This window comes from Rossellomorea sp. QJM3NY_18, from assembly GCF_056173145.1.
Genome location: NZ_CM149659.1, coordinates 792,443 through 810,195 on the forward strand (window position 1 = coordinate 792,443; position 17,753 = coordinate 810,195).

At 42.0% G+C, this 17,753-nt stretch carries 15 protein-coding genes; 14 read left to right on the top strand and 1 reads right to left on the bottom strand.

From position 1 onward, the window contains the following. The first annotated feature begins 35 nt into the window (after positions 1–35). The 7 genes from AC0VXY_RS04100 (at position 36) to AC0VXY_RS04130 (ending at position 9,394) form a co-directional block, all read left to right on the top strand. Entirely contained in the window at positions 36–1,814 is a 1,779-nt protein-coding gene (locus AC0VXY_RS04100; RefSeq protein ID WP_475526996.1) for a cache domain-containing sensor histidine kinase, read from the top strand. Then, positions 1,807–3,339 (top strand): response regulator transcription factor, encoded by a 1,533-nt coding sequence (locus AC0VXY_RS04105; protein ID WP_475526997.1) that lies wholly within the window; start codon positions 1,807–1,809, stop codon positions 3,337–3,339. Before AC0VXY_RS04100 ends, AC0VXY_RS04105 begins: the two co-directional genes overlap by 8 nt. 21 nt (positions 3,340–3,360) lie before the next feature. Further along, positions 3,361–4,623: an extracellular solute-binding protein gene (locus AC0VXY_RS04110; RefSeq protein WP_435993073.1), complete on the top strand. Its 1,263-nt coding sequence runs from the start codon at positions 3,361–3,363 to the stop codon at positions 4,621–4,623. 14 nt (positions 4,624–4,637) lie between these two features. Continuing rightward, entirely contained in the window at positions 4,638–6,314 is a 1,677-nt protein-coding gene (locus AC0VXY_RS04115; RefSeq protein WP_475526998.1) for a glycoside hydrolase family 13 protein, read from the top strand. Positions 6,315–6,469: 155 nt separating this feature from the next. Beyond that, a complete protein-coding gene (locus tag AC0VXY_RS04120; RefSeq protein ID WP_475526999.1) occupies positions 6,470–7,537 on the top strand; it encodes a Gfo/Idh/MocA family protein in 1,068 nt (355 codons plus the stop codon). Positions 7,538–7,550: 13 nt separating this feature from the next. Next, complete coding sequence (locus AC0VXY_RS04125) at positions 7,551–8,675, top strand: Gfo/Idh/MocA family protein (RefSeq protein ID WP_475527000.1); 1,125 nt, start codon at positions 7,551–7,553, stop codon at positions 8,673–8,675. Positions 8,676–8,677: 2 nt separating this feature from the next. Then, the gene (locus tag AC0VXY_RS04130; RefSeq protein ID WP_475527001.1) at positions 8,678–9,394 is read left to right on the top strand and encodes a ThuA domain-containing protein; all 717 of its coding nucleotides are present in this window, start codon (positions 8,678–8,680) and stop codon (positions 9,392–9,394) included. A gap of 103 nt (positions 9,395–9,497) precedes the next feature. Here the strand turns inward: AC0VXY_RS04130 and AC0VXY_RS04135 are convergent, their stop codons facing one another. Next, the gene (locus tag AC0VXY_RS04135) at positions 9,498–10,385 is read right to left on the bottom strand and encodes a helix-turn-helix domain-containing protein (protein WP_475527002.1); all 888 of its coding nucleotides are present in this window, start codon (positions 10,383–10,385) and stop codon (positions 9,498–9,500) included. Positions 10,386–10,554: 169 nt separating this feature from the next. Here AC0VXY_RS04135 and AC0VXY_RS04140 point away from each other — a divergent pair, with 169 nt between their 5' ends. The 7 genes from AC0VXY_RS04140 to AC0VXY_RS04170 all read left to right on the top strand — a co-directional run bounded on the left by AC0VXY_RS04140 (position 10,555) and on the right by AC0VXY_RS04170 (position 17,675). Continuing rightward, on the top strand, positions 10,555–10,692 hold the full coding sequence (locus AC0VXY_RS04140) for a hypothetical protein (RefSeq protein ID WP_435993062.1): 138 nt from the start codon (positions 10,555–10,557) through the stop codon (positions 10,690–10,692). Positions 10,693–10,769: 77 nt separating this feature from the next. Further along, positions 10,770–11,258 (top strand): hypothetical protein, encoded by a 489-nt coding sequence (locus tag AC0VXY_RS04145; RefSeq protein ID WP_034761703.1) that lies wholly within the window; start codon positions 10,770–10,772, stop codon positions 11,256–11,258. Continuing rightward, positions 11,255–12,355, top strand: coding sequence for a hypothetical protein (locus tag AC0VXY_RS04150; protein WP_475527003.1), 1,101 nt, complete (start codon positions 11,255–11,257; stop codon positions 12,353–12,355). The genes AC0VXY_RS04145 and AC0VXY_RS04150 overlap by 4 nt, the downstream gene beginning before the upstream one ends. Then, entirely contained in the window at positions 12,345–13,325 is a 981-nt protein-coding gene (locus AC0VXY_RS04155) for a radical SAM protein (RefSeq protein WP_435993057.1), read from the top strand. The genes AC0VXY_RS04150 and AC0VXY_RS04155 overlap by 11 nt, the downstream gene beginning before the upstream one ends. Positions 13,326–13,409: 84 nt before the next feature. Then, complete coding sequence (locus AC0VXY_RS04160) at positions 13,410–15,263, top strand: hypothetical protein (RefSeq protein ID WP_435993055.1); 1,854 nt, start codon at positions 13,410–13,412, stop codon at positions 15,261–15,263. After that, positions 15,260–16,477 (top strand): MFS transporter, encoded by a 1,218-nt coding sequence (locus tag AC0VXY_RS04165; protein ID WP_435993053.1) that lies wholly within the window; start codon positions 15,260–15,262, stop codon positions 16,475–16,477. Before AC0VXY_RS04160 ends, AC0VXY_RS04165 begins: the two co-directional genes overlap by 4 nt. Next, positions 16,461–17,675, top strand: coding sequence for a DegT/DnrJ/EryC1/StrS family aminotransferase (locus AC0VXY_RS04170; protein ID WP_435993051.1), 1,215 nt, complete (start codon positions 16,461–16,463; stop codon positions 17,673–17,675). Before AC0VXY_RS04165 ends, AC0VXY_RS04170 begins: the two co-directional genes overlap by 17 nt. The last annotated feature ends 78 nt before the right edge of the window (positions 17,676–17,753 follow it).

Sequence of the window (17,753 nt, forward strand, 5' to 3'; positions counted from 1 at the left end):
TAGATAACAAGAATAAGTGAAAGAGGGATTAGCAAATGAGACAGCTTCTACAGAAACGGCTGGCTGCCAAGGTCATTCTCACCATATTAGTCGTTTGCTTAATCCCTACGGTCTTTAATAGCGTGTTCTTCTACCAATCTGCCTCTGACGTCGTAAAAGAAAATGTAAGGGAATCGTCAAGACAGATTGCGAGACAGGCAGCGGAATCCCTGTCTTTTATCTTCTCCAATGGAAGTGATATGTCAGATCTCATCTACAGTAATGAAAGAATACAGGAGATCGTGAAGGATGACTTGGACAATCGCTCCTCGGCCACCGAAGAAAATCAAGAATATATGACATCTTATTTGAATTCAAATATTTATACGAGCTCATTCGTGAGGATCATTTACGTATTGAAGGAAGACGGGATGAGCTGGGGGAGCGGGACATTTTCCCCTTATAAGCTGTCAAAAGTGAATATTGATGGAATGGACTGGGCCGAGGAAGCAGTTCGAAGAGATGGGGAGCTGGTGTGGGGCGGACTTCAGTATGACCGGTTTAGCGGGGCCGGGGAAAACACGGATCTTGTCCTGCCCATCACAAGGGTGTTGAAAGACTTTGATACGATGGAGAACATTGCCTATATCCAGATAAGCCTGGACGGAAAGGCTGTATTGGATAAAATTAGTCAAATCAAGCTTGGGAAGACCGGCCACTTCTTTGTTGTGAATAAGCAAGCTGAAGTGGTGATCGATAACGATTTAGAGACTTTGCATAAACCGGTCCAAAATAAGGAAATGCGGAAGTATATCCTTTCTGATAAACGGGAATTCGAATTCGAAGAGGATGATATCCCTTATTATGGTGTAACGGAACCAATCGGAAACGGCTGGTTGATTGTTGGAAGGGTGCCAACTTCTGAAATCACAGGCGAACTCATTTCGATTCAGAAAATCATCATTGGTGCATCCATCATTTTCGGAATATTGGCGATTCTCGTCGGGAGTTTCATCGCGAAGAAAGTGACCGATCCGGTTAAGATCTTGACGGAGCAAATGAAGCTTGTCGGCGAGGGGAACTTAAAGGTGCGTACGAGTGTGGATTCGAAGGATGAAATCGGAAGGATGAGCTCCGAATTCAACCATATGATCAATCGGGTGGAAGATTTACTCGAGCAAGTGAAGGAAGAACAGCATCAGAAGCAGGAAGCCGTCCTTCGGGCCATCAAGCACAGAATCAATCCTCACTTCCTTTTTAACACATTGAGCACGATACGCTGGCTCGTCCAGTTCAAAGAAACGGAGAGAGCAAACACTGCTCTTACTGCATTATCGAAACTCCTGGAAGGAAATATGGGGAAGACCGGGACCTTTATCTCGATAAAGGAAGAAGTGGAATTGGTTGAACAATTCATGGTCATCCTGCAAATCAGGTATGAGCAGAAGTTCCACTTGGTGACGGACTTTGAAGAGGGCGTGGAAGACTGGGAGATTCCGCGGATGCTTCTGCAGCCGATCGTGGAGAATTCAATCTTTCACGGGATCGTACCAACAGGAACGGAAGGGACAGTGTGGATCACGGGTAAGAATATCCCCGGAGGAATTCAAATTGAAATCAGGGATGACGGAGTGGGTGTTGAGCAGGATATGTTACAACGAGTTCAAAGGTCTTCAGTTGGCGACAACTCATACGTAGGCATCGGATTAAGTCATGTGGCCGATTCCATCAGACTTTATTTCGGTCCGGATTCGAAGTTTGAAATCAGCAGCGGGGACGGGACCGTTGTGAAACTTGTATTGATGACGAAAACCGGGGGTGATCAAGATGTATAACGTGATGATTGTGGATGATGAACCGATCATCCGCTTTGGCCTGAAATCCTCCATCGACTGGGAGGGTAAGAATCTTCACTTGATCGGTGACTTTTCAAATGGAAAACAAGCGTTAGACGCAATGGAAAGAACCGACCATGTGGATATTCTCATAACCGATATTAAGATGCCTGTTATGGATGGCATTACGTTGATGAAGAAAGCCCTTCAAATGAACCCGAAACTAAAGGTGGTCCTGGTCAGCAGCTACAACGAATTCGAATATGTCAGGGAAGGCCTTACACACGGGGCGGTCGATTATATATTGAAACAGACACTTGAACCCGATCAATTCTCAAGGACCATCCATAAATGTATCGACAAAATCCTCGAGGAGGAAAAAGTGACAGAGAAGCTTGATCAGGCGGAACAGACTAATAAGATCAACGACAGGCGGAGGACGGAACAATCGATCAAGAGGATCCTTCTGCGAAAAATGCCATACCAGGATTGTGAACAAAGGATTGAATCTCTTCACATGCCCCAGCTTCTACTGCTTGGGAGCATAAAGGAACTCGATCGACTCGAAGATGAATTTGGTTTCCTTTATAAAAATTTGATTGTCGATGAAATTCAAGAGCGATTTTATAGAGAGACTGAATCCGGTTATTGCTTTCCGATAGGTGAAAATGAACTGATTTTCTTCATGGGAAATAAGGAAGAACCGCGGGAAGTCGTTAAAAAGTTAAAGCAAAGGATTGAAAAGGAGTCTTCGCTGAAACTGGTGTTTAGCTATGCAACCGTTTCAGATCCAAGGAAACTAGTCGATGGATACCACGATGCCTCTTTGGCAGGTGAGCAGTACTTCTTCCAAAGTGAGACCGAGATCTTTCCATATGAAAAAGGAGAAAAAATGATTCAGGAGCCCCTGAGTCTTGAGGAAATTAAAGCTCAAATTCTTAAGAAAGAATCACTGGAGAAGTTCTTTGAAGCAAGGTTTACACACTGGAAGGAAGAGGGCATGCACCCCGGCAATGTCAAGAAAGAAGCTGGGGATATTCTGAAGGCACTTTATTGGAACAAGGTAGAAGTAAGTGTATTAATGGACTATATGTCGAACTTGGAATCTTCTGAGACATTGGAGGAATTGATCACACTTTTCCATGATGCCAAGAGAGAATGTGACCTCTTTCTTGAATCGGAAAGTAAGCATCCGCATACGGATAATGAGCTGTTGGATAAGGCCCTCTCGTATATCCATGACCACTTTACACAAGAGATGACTCTTCAGCACGTCGCAGATCATATCCATATCAGCCGGAATTATTTTAGCATTTTATTCAAACGATTCATGGATATCAATTTCATCGATTACGTTATAAGGCTCAGAATCAACAAAGCAAAAGAACTTCTTAGCCACACTTCATTAAAGGTGTATGAAGTAGCCGGTGAATCAGGCTTTAATGATGTGAAATACTTCAGTAAATTATTCAAGAAAGTCACCGGCTTCTCCCCGGGGGATTACAGGTCAGAGCATCATAAATAGATAGGGAAAGGGAATGCTCACATGATTCGATTCCGGACAACCATCATACTTATCCTATTGCTTGTATTGAACGCTTGCGGAAATCAACATATCATCGACCATTCGAAAAAAGTGAAATTATCTGATGATAACAGTGTAGAAGAAATAGAGATCTGGCACACTTACAGCGACGAAGAAACCAGAATCTTTGAGAATGAGATCATTCCACTATTTGAAGAGAAATATCCGCAAATCGATGTCAAATCCGTCAGGCAGCCTCATAGCAAGCAGCTGATGTCAGCGCTTATTTCACGGGCATCTGTCAATCGGACCCCCGATGTCGTCAGAATGGATATTACATGGATTCCCAAGTTTGTCCACCTGGACTTACTCTATCCAATAAGTGAATTTGATGACTTTGATTTGGTCAAGACAAGATTCCTTCAGAATCCCCTTGAGTCGAATCGGTTCGGAAAGAATTATTACGGTTTACCCCTGAACACGAATGTGAAAGCTGCTATTTACAACAAAGAAGCAGTGGAAAAACTCGGCCTGGATCATCTTCCTGAAACGATGGATGAATTGATTGGGATCGTAAAGGAAAACAATCTGAAAATCGGAATCAGTGACGTTTCTCCCTGGAACAGCCTCCCCTATTTTTACGGATTGGGGGGGAAGGTGATGAACGGGGATTATACGAAGGCAAGCGGTTATCTGGATAGCCACGAGAGCATTTCAGCCCTTAAAGAGTTGGTGGGGCTGTACCAAAACGGATTTATTCCCCCCGAGGTACTCAGTGGATATGCGGAGACGTGGCAGAATGTCAGTTCAGGGGATTATTTCATGATTGATGAAGGGCCATGGTTCTACAGTGTAAGGTCAGAAAATGACTTGGCTCTTGTCAATCAAGAAACGGTTTCAGGCGTGTTTCCGAGTAATGGAGAAGAGCGTTCCATCCTCGGAGGAGAAAATGCGGTCATCACGAAAGGAACGAAACATCTGGAGGCATCCTGGAGGTTCGTCAAATGGATGACAACCGAAGAGCCTCAAAGCCTTCTGTTAAAAGCAGGCCTGCTCCCAACGAATAAACGGGTGGAAATATCCAATATTGCAGAAGAGTATCCTTACTATAAAAGTTATATCGAAAGCATCGATGAAGCCTTCTTAAGGCCGCCGGTGCCACAATGGGAAGAAATCAACACGATCCTGACAAATACCTTCAGGAACATTTTCATTGGTGAAATAAGTGTAGAAGAAGGACTAAAGAAAGCGGCAGCTGATATAGACCGTCAGCTCTCATCATAGAAAGGAAGAGGGAAATGGAGAAAAAATGGTGGAAAGAAAGCGTCGTCTATCAAATTTATCCGAGAAGCTTCAAAGACAGTAACGGAGACGGGATTGGTGATTTACAAGGAATCATAAGCAAGCTGGATTACTTAAAAGAACTGGGAGTCGGTGTCATCTGGCTGTCCCCCGTCTATGAATCTCCCAATGATGATAATGGCTATGATATCAGCGATTACAAAGCGATCATGGACGAGTTCGGGACGATGGAAGACTGGGAAGAGTTATTGGGGGGTCTTCACAGCAGAGGAATGAAGCTGATGATGGATCTTGTGGTCAACCATTCATCTGATGAACATGCATGGTTCTTCGAATCCCGGAAATCGAAAGACAACCGTTACAGGGATTATTACATCTGGCGTCCCGGCCAGGACGGAAATGAACCAAACAACTGGACGTCTTTCTTTAGTGGATCGGCCTGGGAGTATGATGAGGCCACGGATGAATATTTTCTCCACCTTTTCAGTAAAAAACAGCCGGACCTCAACTGGGAAAACCCTGTACTGAGAACTGAAATCTATGACATGATGAAATGGTGGCTGGATAAAGGGGTCGACGGATTCCGGATGGATGTCATCAACCTCATCTCCAAAGAGGACGGCCTCCCGAGTACACCAGGCGGAAAGAAATACGACTGGGGCGGAGATTACTTCATGAACGGCCCCCGTGTACATGAGTATCTGCAAGAAATGAACAGGGAAGTACTCTCGAAATATGACATGATGACAGTCGGCGAATGTCCAGGGGCGTCCCCTGAGGATGCCGCTCGATATGCCAATGAAGAGGGTACGGAGCTTAACATGATCTTCACATTCGAACACATGGACCTGGATTCCGGTCCGGGCGGTAAATGGGATGTGAAGGACTGGTCACTGGCCGATCTGAAGCAGGTGATGAGCAAATGGCAGAAAGACCTTGAAGGCAGGGGCTGGAACAGTCTTTATCTCAATAATCATGATCAGCCAAGGATGGTCTCGAGGTTCGGGGACGATAAGGAATACCGCGTTGAATCTGCCAAGATGCTTGCTACGTTCCTTCATATGCTGCAGGGAACTCCTTACATCTATCAAGGGGAAGAGCTTGGGATGACGAACGTTGCATTCGACTCCCTTGAAGAGTACAACGATATTGAGATTCACAATATGTACCGTGAAAAAGTGACGGAGGGCGGAGAAGACCACAACACGATCATGGAAGCCATCTATCGAAAAGGGAGGGATAATGCAAGGACGCCAATGCAATGGGATGACAGTGAACATGCCGGGTTTACAACCGGTACGCCGTGGCTGAAGGTCAATCCGAACTATAAGGAAATCAATGCAGAAAACGCGTTGAAAGATTCCTCATCCATTTATTATTACTACAAGGAATTGAACATCCTTCGTAAGGAACATGACATCATCGTTTATGGCACGTATGACCTTATCCTTGATGACCATGAGCAAATTTATGCCTATACCCGGACGCTCGGGGAAAATAAGCTGATCATCCTGTGTAACTTTACGTGGGAAGAAGCAGCCTTTACCTTGCCTGAAGATCTTCACTTTGAATCTTCATCTTTGCTGATTGGTAATTATGAAAATGATGATAATCATCTCGTGGAAAATGGGAAATTAAAGCCTTATGAAGCGAGAGTGTATAAATTAAACTAACAACTCAGAAAAAGCAGCCGGCGTGCTGCTTTTTTCTGTGAGAAAGTGTTTTATATACATGAATGAGTGTCATAAATTAAGCGCTTTCATTCTACCTATTCTTCTGAAGAGCTGGTGTCTATAAAATAGGAAGTAGAAGCAAAGGGGGAACAGATATGACAGTCAATAAAGTGATCAAGGTAGGACTGATCGGACTCGGAGGGATGGCGGATGCCCACCGGAGGATGATTTCCGAGTTGGATCAACTCCAATTAAGCGCGTTGTGCGATGTGAACGATGAACTCCTAAATAAAGTGGGAGAGGAAGAGGGGATTGGAGAAGAGAAGCGATTCAACAAGATGGAAGCGCTCATCCAGGATCCGACTGTGGATGCCGTGATTTCGATTGTGCCGAATGATTTGCATGCGAAAGTATTGGAGTTGTGCATCCGTCATCAGAAACCCATCATGGCAGAAAAGCCATTCACCTTGAATTTCAAGGAAGCGGAATTTCTGGCGGAACTGTATGAGAAGACACCGATTCCGTGCATGGTCGGGTTTTCTTACCGTTATATACCGGCCTTCAGATATGCTAAGAAGCTGCTGGAGGAAAACAAAATCGGTACCCTCCGTCATTTGGAAGTCCGCTATCTTCAATCGTTCGGCTCACCGATCTTTGATGTCCCATATTTATGGAGGTTCAATAAGGCGATTACCGGGACGGGAGCATTGGGTGATCTCGGTGCACACATGATCGACAGCGCCAGGTTCCTTGTCGGGGAATTCAAATCAGTATCTGCGTTAATGAGAACCTTTGTCCCGGAACGCAGGAACCCGGCAAGCTGTAATATGCACAAAGTGAAAGTGGACGATTATTTAAGCTTCCATGCTGTGCTGGAGCATGATGTGGTAGGGGCGTTCCTGACGACCAGGAACGCAATTGGTTCCGGGAATCAGCATGAAGTGACATTGTACGGGGATATTGGGACGATACACGTCAATTGTGAAAAACCGGATGAAGTCCTGCTCAGTTTGGTTGATGGTAATGACCTTCAAACAACGAAAGAGACCATGGAGATTCCTCCGGGCTACAGGCGTCAGCAGCTCGAAGATTTCATCGCTATAGTGACCGGCCAGGGGCACAAAGAAATCCCTGACTTCCATGATGGCTATCAGAATCAAAAAGTGCTGGAGCGAATTATCGAATCAGCCGAAAAAGGTCAGTCCGTAAACATAGACGAATAGAAAGGAGACGTTTATGAGTAATCAAAAAGTAAAGATTGGCGTCGCCGGTTCCGGTTCATTTGCGGATTTGTGGTATCTCCCAATTCTAAAGCGTCATCCCTCCGTCATCCTGGAAGCGATCTGCAGTCAAAATGGAACAAATGCAGAAAGGCTTGCTGCCAAATACGGCATCCCATCCAGCTACCGGTCCTACGAGGAAATGCTGGAAGAAGACATCGACGGCGTTTGCATCGTGACCCCCAACTCCAGTCATCATGATCTTGCCTTACTGGCTGCAGAAAAACGTATTCATGTTATGTGTGAAAAACCATTAGCTATGGATACCAGAGAGGCAAAAGCGATGTGGGAAACGGCAGAACGAAACAGCATCACCCATGGAGTGAATTTCACGTATCGGGAGAACCCTGCCGTCCTCCGGTTAAAAGAACTGATAGAGGATGGATTAATAGGTAAGGTGTATGAAGGAAAGTTCGAGTATTCGGGTGATTACGGGTTATCAGGTCCACCGGGTTGGCGCAGCACGCATTCATCGGGAGGAAGGGGCGGTGTGCTCGCTGACCTGGGTTCCCATCTCATCGATGCAGTCCACTATATCCTTGGAGAAGAAATAGAGCACGTTTCCGCTTCCCTATCATGTCTGGAGGACGGCAGGCTGGAAAGGTTCAGTGAATCAGTAGATAAGGATCGCGCTGCTGATTCTGCCTTCTTCCATGCTTCGTTTCCGTCAGGAGTCCAGGGATCCTTTTATACAAGCTGGGTTTCAACCCAGGGAAATCGGAACCAGACAATCGAGCTGACGTTCAAAGGAGAGAAAGGAGCGTTGCAGCTTCTATCAAGTGAACTAGGGATAAGACTCAGGTATGCACCATTAAAAGGTCCTTGGCAGGAAATTAAAGTGGAAAACAGTGTGCTGTGGAACGATGCGGCCGAGCCTTCTGAAGAACGTTTTCGCCCATGGCGTCTAACGAATAGAAACGAAATATGGAAATGGGTGGACGCCATTCTCGATAAAAAAGGTAGGGACAGGCCGACATTCAGAGACGGCTATGTCGTCCAGCGGGTGATTGATTCCGTTCTCTTATCCAATACATTACGAAAAGAAGTAGTCGTAAAAGAACTTGAAAAAATGGAGGAATGACAATGATCAACGTGACAATTTGGAATGAATATCGACACGAACAAACGAATCCGGCTGTACAGGAGATCTATCCTGCCGGCATCCATCAGGCTCTTGCTGGTTTCCTGCAGGAAGAGTTCAGGGTGAAGACGGCCACGCTTGATGAAGCAGAGCACGGATTGACAGACGAAATCCTCAACGAAACCGATGTACTGATCTGGTGGGGACATATCGCCCATGATGAAGTAAGCGACCACATTGTAGAGAAAGTAAAAGAACGCATCCTTGATGGAATGGGATTCATTCCACTGCATTCAGCCCATAATTCGAAGGTCTTCAAGGTACTGATGGGTACCAGGACGGGAGAACTCAAGTGGAGGGAAGCCGATGACACAGAAAGACTGTGGGTCGTGCAGGAAGGTCATCCCATCGTGAACGGCATACCAGAAGTCATCGAACTCGAGAAAGAAGAAATGTACGGCGAACGGTTTGGCATCCCGAAGCCTGACGAACTCATCTTCATCAGCTGGTTCTCGGGAGGAGAAGTGTTCAGAAGCGGCTGTACATACCGGCGCGGAAGAGGGAAGATCTTTTACTTTAGACCGGGGCATGAGACGTATCCGACGTATTATAACAAGGATATACAGCAGGTGATCAGGAATGCTGTGTTGTGGGCGTGTCCTGAGCAGGGTTCTCCGGTTCTTAGGTTGGGGAATGTGGAGCCACTGGAGAGCAGGTAATATTGATGAGAGAGCCAAGGGGGACCTTGGCTCTCTCAATTTTTTAATGGGTGATGCTTAATTAATCCATTAAAGGATAATACGGTGGGCTCGAAAATATAAATCACTTCATTTTAGACGAAGCCTCTAGTTCTTTTAAGTGTAAATCGACCAGGTTTAACAACCTTTCATTTGATTCCAACTGATATATCATACGAGAACGATTAAAATTTTCTGAAGAATTTTGGTAATCATTTAGAAGTTTATAATTTAAGCCCATTTGGAAATATAAGTCCCCCTTTAGATAAAGAAGACTGTGTTTTTCAGTTAAGCGAATCCCCTTTTGGCAAGCCTTGATTGACTCCAGAAAGTCTTCATTATCTCTTAATGCTCTAGAGTAATTATAATAAAGACGGATGGGGACAAATTTATTCTGGATATTCGAAAGGTAGGCAAGATATTCTAATGCGTCTTTATAAACGATCAAAGCTTCACTGATTTTTTTATTATCAGTTAAAATATTCCCTTTACTTATTAAAATTTCAATTTCTCTCTCGGAATGGATTTTTCGATCAAGCGAGGTTAAATTTAATGCCTGATCTAAGTATGTAAGGGATCTCGAAAAATTTTTGTCCTCATAATAACTACAGATAGCTTCGTGCCATACGAAGAACTGTTGTAACTTATTATCTGAAAAAAGTTTATTGTCTTTTTCTGACTTTATTATTTCCCGTACCAACTTATAATCCCTCTTGCTTACAGCTTCCCTGATCTGTGAAAAGGTTTCTACAGTATATTCATGTCTAGGTGTGTTTGATGTATCTAGTAAAAATGATATATCGATACATAATCGATCTGCTAATTTTATTAAGATGTCTGCTGAGGGAAAAACATTCCCTTTTTCAATCTTGCTAATAAAAGCTTGAGAACATATGTTTTTTGATATGTCCTTCTGAGATAATGCGTATTTTTCCCTCAATTCTTTGATTCTATCACCTAAATAGTTGACCAAATGTACCCACTCCTATTTACACATATAACTATATTTATACAGGTCGGAAAATTAAGAAGATTATGAGCATTTTTTGCTGGTTAATTATATTATAACAGATTAAATGAGGAATACTTTCCAAATTAAACTTTGCTAACATACAACTATACTAAGTTTAGGGGGAATTAAATTGAAAAAAGCACTACTGTGTTTAATGGTAATTTTGACAACTGTATCTGGTTATGAGTTGAAAAATCTCAATCAACATGTTGAGGTGGCGTCTGAAGATGATCCTGGTGCTATGCATTCAATTGAATTGAAAAGTTAATTTAATCCATTTCGATAAGCATAAAGTAATAATTCATTTGTTTTGAACTAATCTACATATTTATAGGGGGAAATACATTGAAAATTTTTCTTGGCACACCCATCACTTGCTTGTTAGATCAGAATAATGCGTTCACTAACCAAAATAAAAGTAATTTACAGTACATCATTGATTTCTTGCGAAAGGATGATACGAATGTATTCTGTGCAATAGAAAGGGAGAAATGGGGAGAGGAATTACTTTCAGGCGAGGAATGTACTTGGTTAGACCATAAAGAGATGCTTGATACGGATGTCTTTATTGCCATTCCTAACCAAAGTTACGGAGTATATGTTGAAGTTGGATGGGCAAGTGCACTAAATAAAAACATCGTGCTACTCATTAATGAGAAATTTGGCATTAAGTCTCCTCTGTTAGAAGGGCTGGATAAGTTAACGAATGTGAAAACAATAAAGTACAGGTGTGAAGAGGATTTCCCAAGTAAGGACATTTGGGAAGAAGTGATATATCCACAATTGAAAAAGGAAATTGAGATTTCCGATCAAGTTCAACTGGTGGAAGCATGAAATTAGCATTCATTACGACCAATTTTGGATTTGGCCCTGTTTCAAAAACCAACTACATTATCAAAGCGTTGAGGAAGAAATCTCCACAGTCCACTATAGATTTCTTCGGTTCAGGAGTGTCCAGGGATTTCATACTAAATAATAGCCCTGTAGATCATGTGTATGAATGGGAGTCCCAAGATGGAATCGCTACACTTGCTGAGGCAATCAAAGAGTACGATTATGTAGTGAATGTAATGGAAATGGATGTTTTACCACATTGGAAAAAGGAATTTCCCCGCATGATTTTGGTGGATAGTCTGAATTGGATGTGGGATGAGCTTCCAAAAGGGGTTGAGAATGTGAGTGAATATTATATTCAAGACTTCTTGTTGGACCAAAAGAATATAAACAAAGAAATAGTAGACACATACATAATAAATCCAATAACGATCATAAATGCTACACATTGCGAAGAAGAAGACTGGATGCTAGTGAACTATTCGGGAATGTGCAACCCCTTTACAAGTCCTGATTTTTTCAGCCGGTACTCTAAATCCCTTACTAAGATCATTTTGGAAGAGTATCATGATAAATTCGAAAGAATCGTGTTCACAACGAACACTTATTTAGCAGCAGAGTTGCAGGTTGAATTTAGTGAATATTCGAATATTTATTTCGAGTGCCTTCCTCATGATGAATTTATTGAGTTGATGAGTAAATCTAGACTTGTGTTAACGACTCCAGGGATTACAGCGACATTGGAAGGAAGGATCCTGGGGAAGAGGATGGGATACTTACTACCATCGAATTATAGTCAGGTGTTACTAAGTGAAAAATACTCTGCCCTCAATCCTGATAGTAAGACGATGAAGCTCGAAGACTTTAATGATTCATTTGCTATATCTAAAGAATTGCCTGAGTCAATCGCTGTTCCAATGGTCAATGAACGGATAGCGAAAATTCTTGAAGAATATGATCAAGAATTAAGAAAGATGGTTAAATACGTAGCCGATACAGCAGTCCCATATGAAAAACAATCGATCGAGCCTCTTGGACAAGAGCAAATGGTGAATATACTGCTCAAAAAGGAAAGGGGATATCAATATGAACATTAAGTATTTATTCATTCGGATACTGGAATCATGTAATGCCGGATGCTGGTTTTGTGGTTTTGCCAAGTCGGGTGACTCATACAGACTGAGTCTGGAAGAGTATCAGAAGATCATAGAAGAGGCCAAAAAAGCTGGCGTGGAATATGTGAGATTTACAGGGGGAGAAACCCTTCTCCACAACAATCTTGTGGATTTTGTAAGGATTGCTAATGAAAATGGTTTGAAAACCTCTCTTATAACCAATGGATTTCTCCTTGAGAAAAAAATTGATGAATTAAGTAAGAATGGTCTAAATCAAGTGATTGTAAGCTTAGATGAAGTGGATCAAAAGCACAATGATATCAGACTTTTACCTAGGCTGTTCGAGAGGGCATTAAAAGGATTGGAAAAGGCAAAGAAACTTGGTGTGCAGACACGCGTTAACACGGTTTGTGGTCCCCATAACTATAAATCCATGCCTGAATTACAGTCCATTTTCACAGAAGCAGGGGTTAATTATTGGGAGCTATCCGCCCTGAAACTAGACGAGAGAATCATCTATGAAGATGGGATTGATGAAGTAAATGATATCCTCGAAAAAGTGTATGTAAACGGGGAAAGTGAGGGGAGACTCGTCCCATTCGGTAAATATTGGTGTGGTAATACGGAGGAAGAGCAGACGAATTACTTTGAACATTCGCTACCTCCGCGGGCCACAGGTAAGTGCCACATGGTGAATTTGGTTAGGTATTATGATGCAAAAAATAGGAACTTATACGTGTGTAGTCTATTACCTCATAGAGGGTTGTCCAAAAAATATTATCGCTCGTTTGATTCAATGGAAGAATTTAGCTTAACGGATGATAAGACACAAGAAGTAGCGAACTATTTTTATCATAATGGACCATCGATATGTCACGGCTGTTCGTCCACGGCTTCCGGGTGCAGTGACATGCTATCCGAAGGTAAAAAAGAATTTGAATTTATGTATTGATCTCCTGTTGTAGAAGAAAGAGAGAGAAAATGCGGATACTCTATGGGCACAGAAATGAGAAAGTTATAGAAAAGGGGTATTGCTGTGGAATTACTGAAATCAGAACTACTGGAAACATATACAGACGAACAGACATATATGCAAGCAATGGAAGAGTTTGTAGGGGAGGCCGATCCAACGGTTATTCCAGTATTCGTAAAGGGTCGGAATGATCTTGAGGAAAGCATTCGTTTATCCCGATCCCTATATGATGAAAGAAAAAACCCTAACAAAGTAGATGTGGGAATTCGATTATCTCCTCATGAAGATATCGAGATGTTTTCATCACTCGAAAGCAGCTTCGCTGATAACTGGTATGAACTTAAAGACCTGATTGATTTAGACCTCGAAAAAAAATCCGTTGTGGTTATGGGATTGTATAAGGATTTTAAATACGACAATCTTAAAAGATTCATATTTAAATGTTATCAGGAAAAAATACAGGTTTCTTACCTCATTGGAAGAGATACAAGTTCCCTATCCTGGTTGTGTGCCAAGCAATTTCTGAAAGAATCAAAGGGCATGGATAATGGCCTTTTAACTCACAGGAAAATCAATCAAAGCTTAAAAACCGAAATGATCAATATTGCTGAAGAGTTATTGATTTACGACAAAGCTATAGTCAAGAAGCACGATATGCAATTAGAGCTTTTGGAAAACAATTGGAGTAAGCTGATTCTTCACGGACACGGGAAAGAGGACAATATCAACTTTGAGGATTATACCATCTGTGGGAGAAATGATGAGGTAGTAAACAAACACAATATCTTTCCAAGATGCGGGTATTGTGAGCAATCGTGCTTTAAAGATGATCAGAAACTGATCCCACTAAACAGAGTAAAGGCAGCGAATGTGATCATGGCCTCTTGTAATAATGGACCATTCGCCGATATGGCGCTGTACGATGATAAGTTCAATTTATTGTTGAATGCGATAGACAGCCCTGCCCAGAATATTACAGCTGCGGTAACGATTCAGGACTCCGATTTATTGGAGTTGAAAAGGTTAGTCGATTTCACCAATCCTAATTGGAACCCTGCCAGAATCATAAACGATTCCCTGGATTATATGCAGCCGTTCCCAAGTATGATTGAAGTTGGATTACCGGTTACGAAAGACACAATCGATATTGACATCATTGAGCCCAGTAATCGGATTATCAGAACGTTAGAAAGAGCCCAAAAATATTATACGAACGATTTCATAGATGAAAATCATTCATTGAAGAAATTATTGCCTAATTTCATTAATAAAGGTAATCAGTATGTATTGAGGGGGCAGTATGGTCTCGATGCCAAAGAGAAGCGTCAAATAGAAAATAATTGGAAACAGAAAATTCAAGCTCTTAATGATATTATCGCCAATACGATTATGGAAGATCCAGATGACCCTATCATGGAATTCGATGGATACAACGTATATCGTTCAAAGGTAGATGTTGAAACGATCCATCCCCATCTATGTAATTGTGGACAGGAAGGATTGTCATATTTCTACAAAGGACATAGTTCCCAAACCTTTGATCTGAAAATGGAATTCTGCTTCCGATGTGGGGATAAAAGCATTGGAATGGCTGGTGGGCCAAAAATCGCCGTCGATGTAACTCCAGACTTTAAAGTAGGGGAGCGGATCAAAGGGGTATGCACCATTACTCCGGAAGAAGAGGGAGAAATCATGGTTGGGTGGTTCGTACCCAATTATATTAAAGAGCATCTGATTGGTGAGCCGACCTTGAAGAGATTTAAGAATAAGAGTAAAGAAGCGTTTGAAGTGGAATTAGAGTTTGAATTTAGAAATGATATTCCTGCTCAAGGATACTATTTCACGGTCTTCACTGTACAAAACTTAGGCATAACCATCAATCGTCACTTCTTTACATTAGAAGGGAAGGTTATATGAAATCGTTAGTATTTAAATACAATTCATATTACTTCTTATCTAATCTAGTGTTCCAAAAAGGGATTTTCATGTTATTCCTAACCACCCAAAGAGGGTTGGATAATTCCGAGATCGCTATTTTACAAATGAGTCTCCTGGGCGGGATGTTTTTAAGTGAAGTTCCTACAGGGATCTTAGGTGATCGGTTTGGTCGGAAATTCAGTGTTGTGACCGGACTAACCTTATTAACACTTTCATCCTTAGGATTTATAATGTTTGAACATTTTTGGGTCTTGGCGATTCTTTTCTTCTTGGAAGGGTTGGGGATGTCTTTTATTTCCGGGTCAGATCAATCACTTCTCTACGATAATCTGAAGAAGATGGATGAAGAAGAGCAGTTTCTGAAAACGATGAGCAACTCTTTAGCCCTGTCCTATATTTCGTTGGCGATTGCTTCCATTGTTGGAGGTGCCATTCAGGGGGTATCCTGGAATCTTGTTTATGGCTTGAGTTCAATCGCGATCCTGGGATCTATCGTATTCTTCTTATCCATCAAAGAGCTATCAGTTAATGAAACTGAAAGTATAGACACGCTAACTAAGAAAGTGATTTCTCAGAAGAAGAATATTATTAGCGAAACCTCTCAATATTTTAAAAGTTATGAGGGGCGTAAAATTCTTCTGGTATTCATCCTTCTTGGGGCATTCGAAGCAACTTGTATGTCGTATTTCATGTTTTCACAGCAATTCTTCCATATGTTAGGGCTGAATGTGTTTGTGATTTCACTTGTCTTTATGGGAGGGAGACTCTTTTCAGGGTTCAGTTATTTTATCGCTCCGAAATTGGCCAATAAATTCTCTTCCAGAAAAGTCATTGTGTCTACCATGTTAGGTACGTCTTTCGTGCTTATATTAAATATTTTTGACCTTAGTTTCTACTATTATATCTCGTTTGTAGCTATTGTGATATTCCCGTATATTTCAAATGTTCTGAACGTGAATTTTATTCATAGTAAAATACCGTCACTTACAAGGGCAAGCATCATGTCCGTTGGTTCCATGATTGGAAGTGTTAGTCTGGGGTTGTCCTATCTGATGATCGGATTTTTATTGGATGTGACTTCATTAAATATCACCACTGCGACTATAGGATTGATAAATCTAGCAACAGCACTGTTATATATTAATAAAACTAAACGTATGGATTGGGGACAGATAAATGATAAAGCAGCTTAATGAAGTAAAAGATATAAAGCAGCCAAATGAAGTAAAAGAAAACATGGATCTAGTTATCAATAGTGGGAAGGATCCTATTCCATTACCCTATGAAGATACAGGGATATGCACCGATGCTGCAGACAAAGTAGCCGATATCGTAAGAAGTGGTAGAACGTCTTATTGGGGGGGAGGACCAGTAGCCAAGAAATTAGAAGAACGTTTTGCTAATGTAATTGGAAAGAACGGTGCGTTTTTTCATAACTCCGGCAGTGCGGCATTAGTGACCGGATTAAGAGCATTGGATTTGAATGAAGGGGATAAAGTGGCAATAAGTTCTTCAGGCTTCATCTCTTCCCTTAATGCCGTATATCATTCCAAGACGCGGCCGGTATTCATTCCTACAGACAGAAAAACCCTGATGAGTCATTATCCGGAAGGCTATACAATCCCAGAAGACATCAAAGTTGCCCTTATCACTCATTTCTTTGGGAATGTAGTTGATATTGACCATATTATGGAAAAGACACAGGCAAAATATTTACTAGAAGATGCAAGCCAGGCATTAGGAAGTAAACTGGACGGTACCTATGTGGGATTCAGGGGAGATGTGTCAACCTTTGCAGGATCAAATAGGAAGCTGTTCGGAGCGGGACAAGGCGGAATGAATGTTTACGATGATCCTGAAATCGGAACGAGAATGCGAACCATCGGCCACCATGGGAAAAGTGATAATGTTTGGTCCGTTACACCAGGTTATAACTTCAGAGGTGGAGAAATGGAAGCGGTTCTGGGGCATGCGTCGTTGGATGTCATGCAAGAAAAGATCATTCTGCGAAATAAATCGGCCAATCGCTTCTCAAGTATATTGAAAGAAGCAGGAATTGAAGTGGCAGAGCCTCACAAACACTTGGATTGTGAAGTGGTATGGTTCGATACAGCGGTGATATTGCCTGAGAATTGGACGAAGGATGACAGAGATTGGTTAGTGGAAGCCCTTAATATGGAAGGTGTTCCAGCATGGGTTTATCCGTCCCTGATCGAAACCCCTTGGGTTAAGACATGGATGGAGAAAGAGAATTGGTGGGGAGAGGAAGAAGAAGCGTTATTAAAGTCTGAAAAAGAACTTTGGGACAGAGTGTTTGTAGTCGGAACTCAAATGAGTGAAGAAGACTCGGCACGTTGTGCAGTAAAAGTGTGTGAACTTCTAACAAAATAAACGACTAAATATAAGCAGGGTAACTGAATAGAATGATAGAGATTCTATATGGAGCTCTGCTTTTTCTTATGTAGTCCT

Bases quoted from the DNA above. Each gene is read 5' to 3' on its own strand.
- AC0VXY_RS04100 (WP_475526996.1), top strand. From the start codon at position 36: ATGAGACAGCTTCTACAGAAACGGCTGGCTGCCAAGGTCATTCTCACC.
- AC0VXY_RS04105 (WP_475526997.1), top strand. From the start codon at position 1,807: ATGTATAACGTGATGATTGTGGATGATGAACCGATCATCCGCTTTGGC.
- AC0VXY_RS04110 (WP_435993073.1), top strand. From the start codon at position 3,361: ATGATTCGATTCCGGACAACCATCATACTTATCCTATTGCTTGTATTG.
- AC0VXY_RS04115 (WP_475526998.1), top strand. From the start codon at position 4,638: ATGGAGAAAAAATGGTGGAAAGAAAGCGTCGTCTATCAAATTTATCCG.
- AC0VXY_RS04120 (WP_475526999.1), top strand. From the start codon at position 6,470: ATGACAGTCAATAAAGTGATCAAGGTAGGACTGATCGGACTCGGAGGG.
- AC0VXY_RS04125 (WP_475527000.1), top strand. From the start codon at position 7,551: ATGAGTAATCAAAAAGTAAAGATTGGCGTCGCCGGTTCCGGTTCATTT.
- AC0VXY_RS04130 (WP_475527001.1), top strand. From the start codon at position 8,678: ATGATCAACGTGACAATTTGGAATGAATATCGACACGAACAAACGAAT.
- AC0VXY_RS04150 (WP_475527003.1), top strand. From the start codon at position 11,255: ATGAAATTAGCATTCATTACGACCAATTTTGGATTTGGCCCTGTTTCA.
- AC0VXY_RS04155 (WP_435993057.1), top strand. From the start codon at position 12,345: ATGAACATTAAGTATTTATTCATTCGGATACTGGAATCATGTAATGCC.
- AC0VXY_RS04165 (WP_435993053.1), top strand. From the start codon at position 15,260: ATGAAATCGTTAGTATTTAAATACAATTCATATTACTTCTTATCTAAT.
- AC0VXY_RS04170 (WP_435993051.1), top strand. From the start codon at position 16,461: ATGATAAAGCAGCTTAATGAAGTAAAAGATATAAAGCAGCCAAATGAA.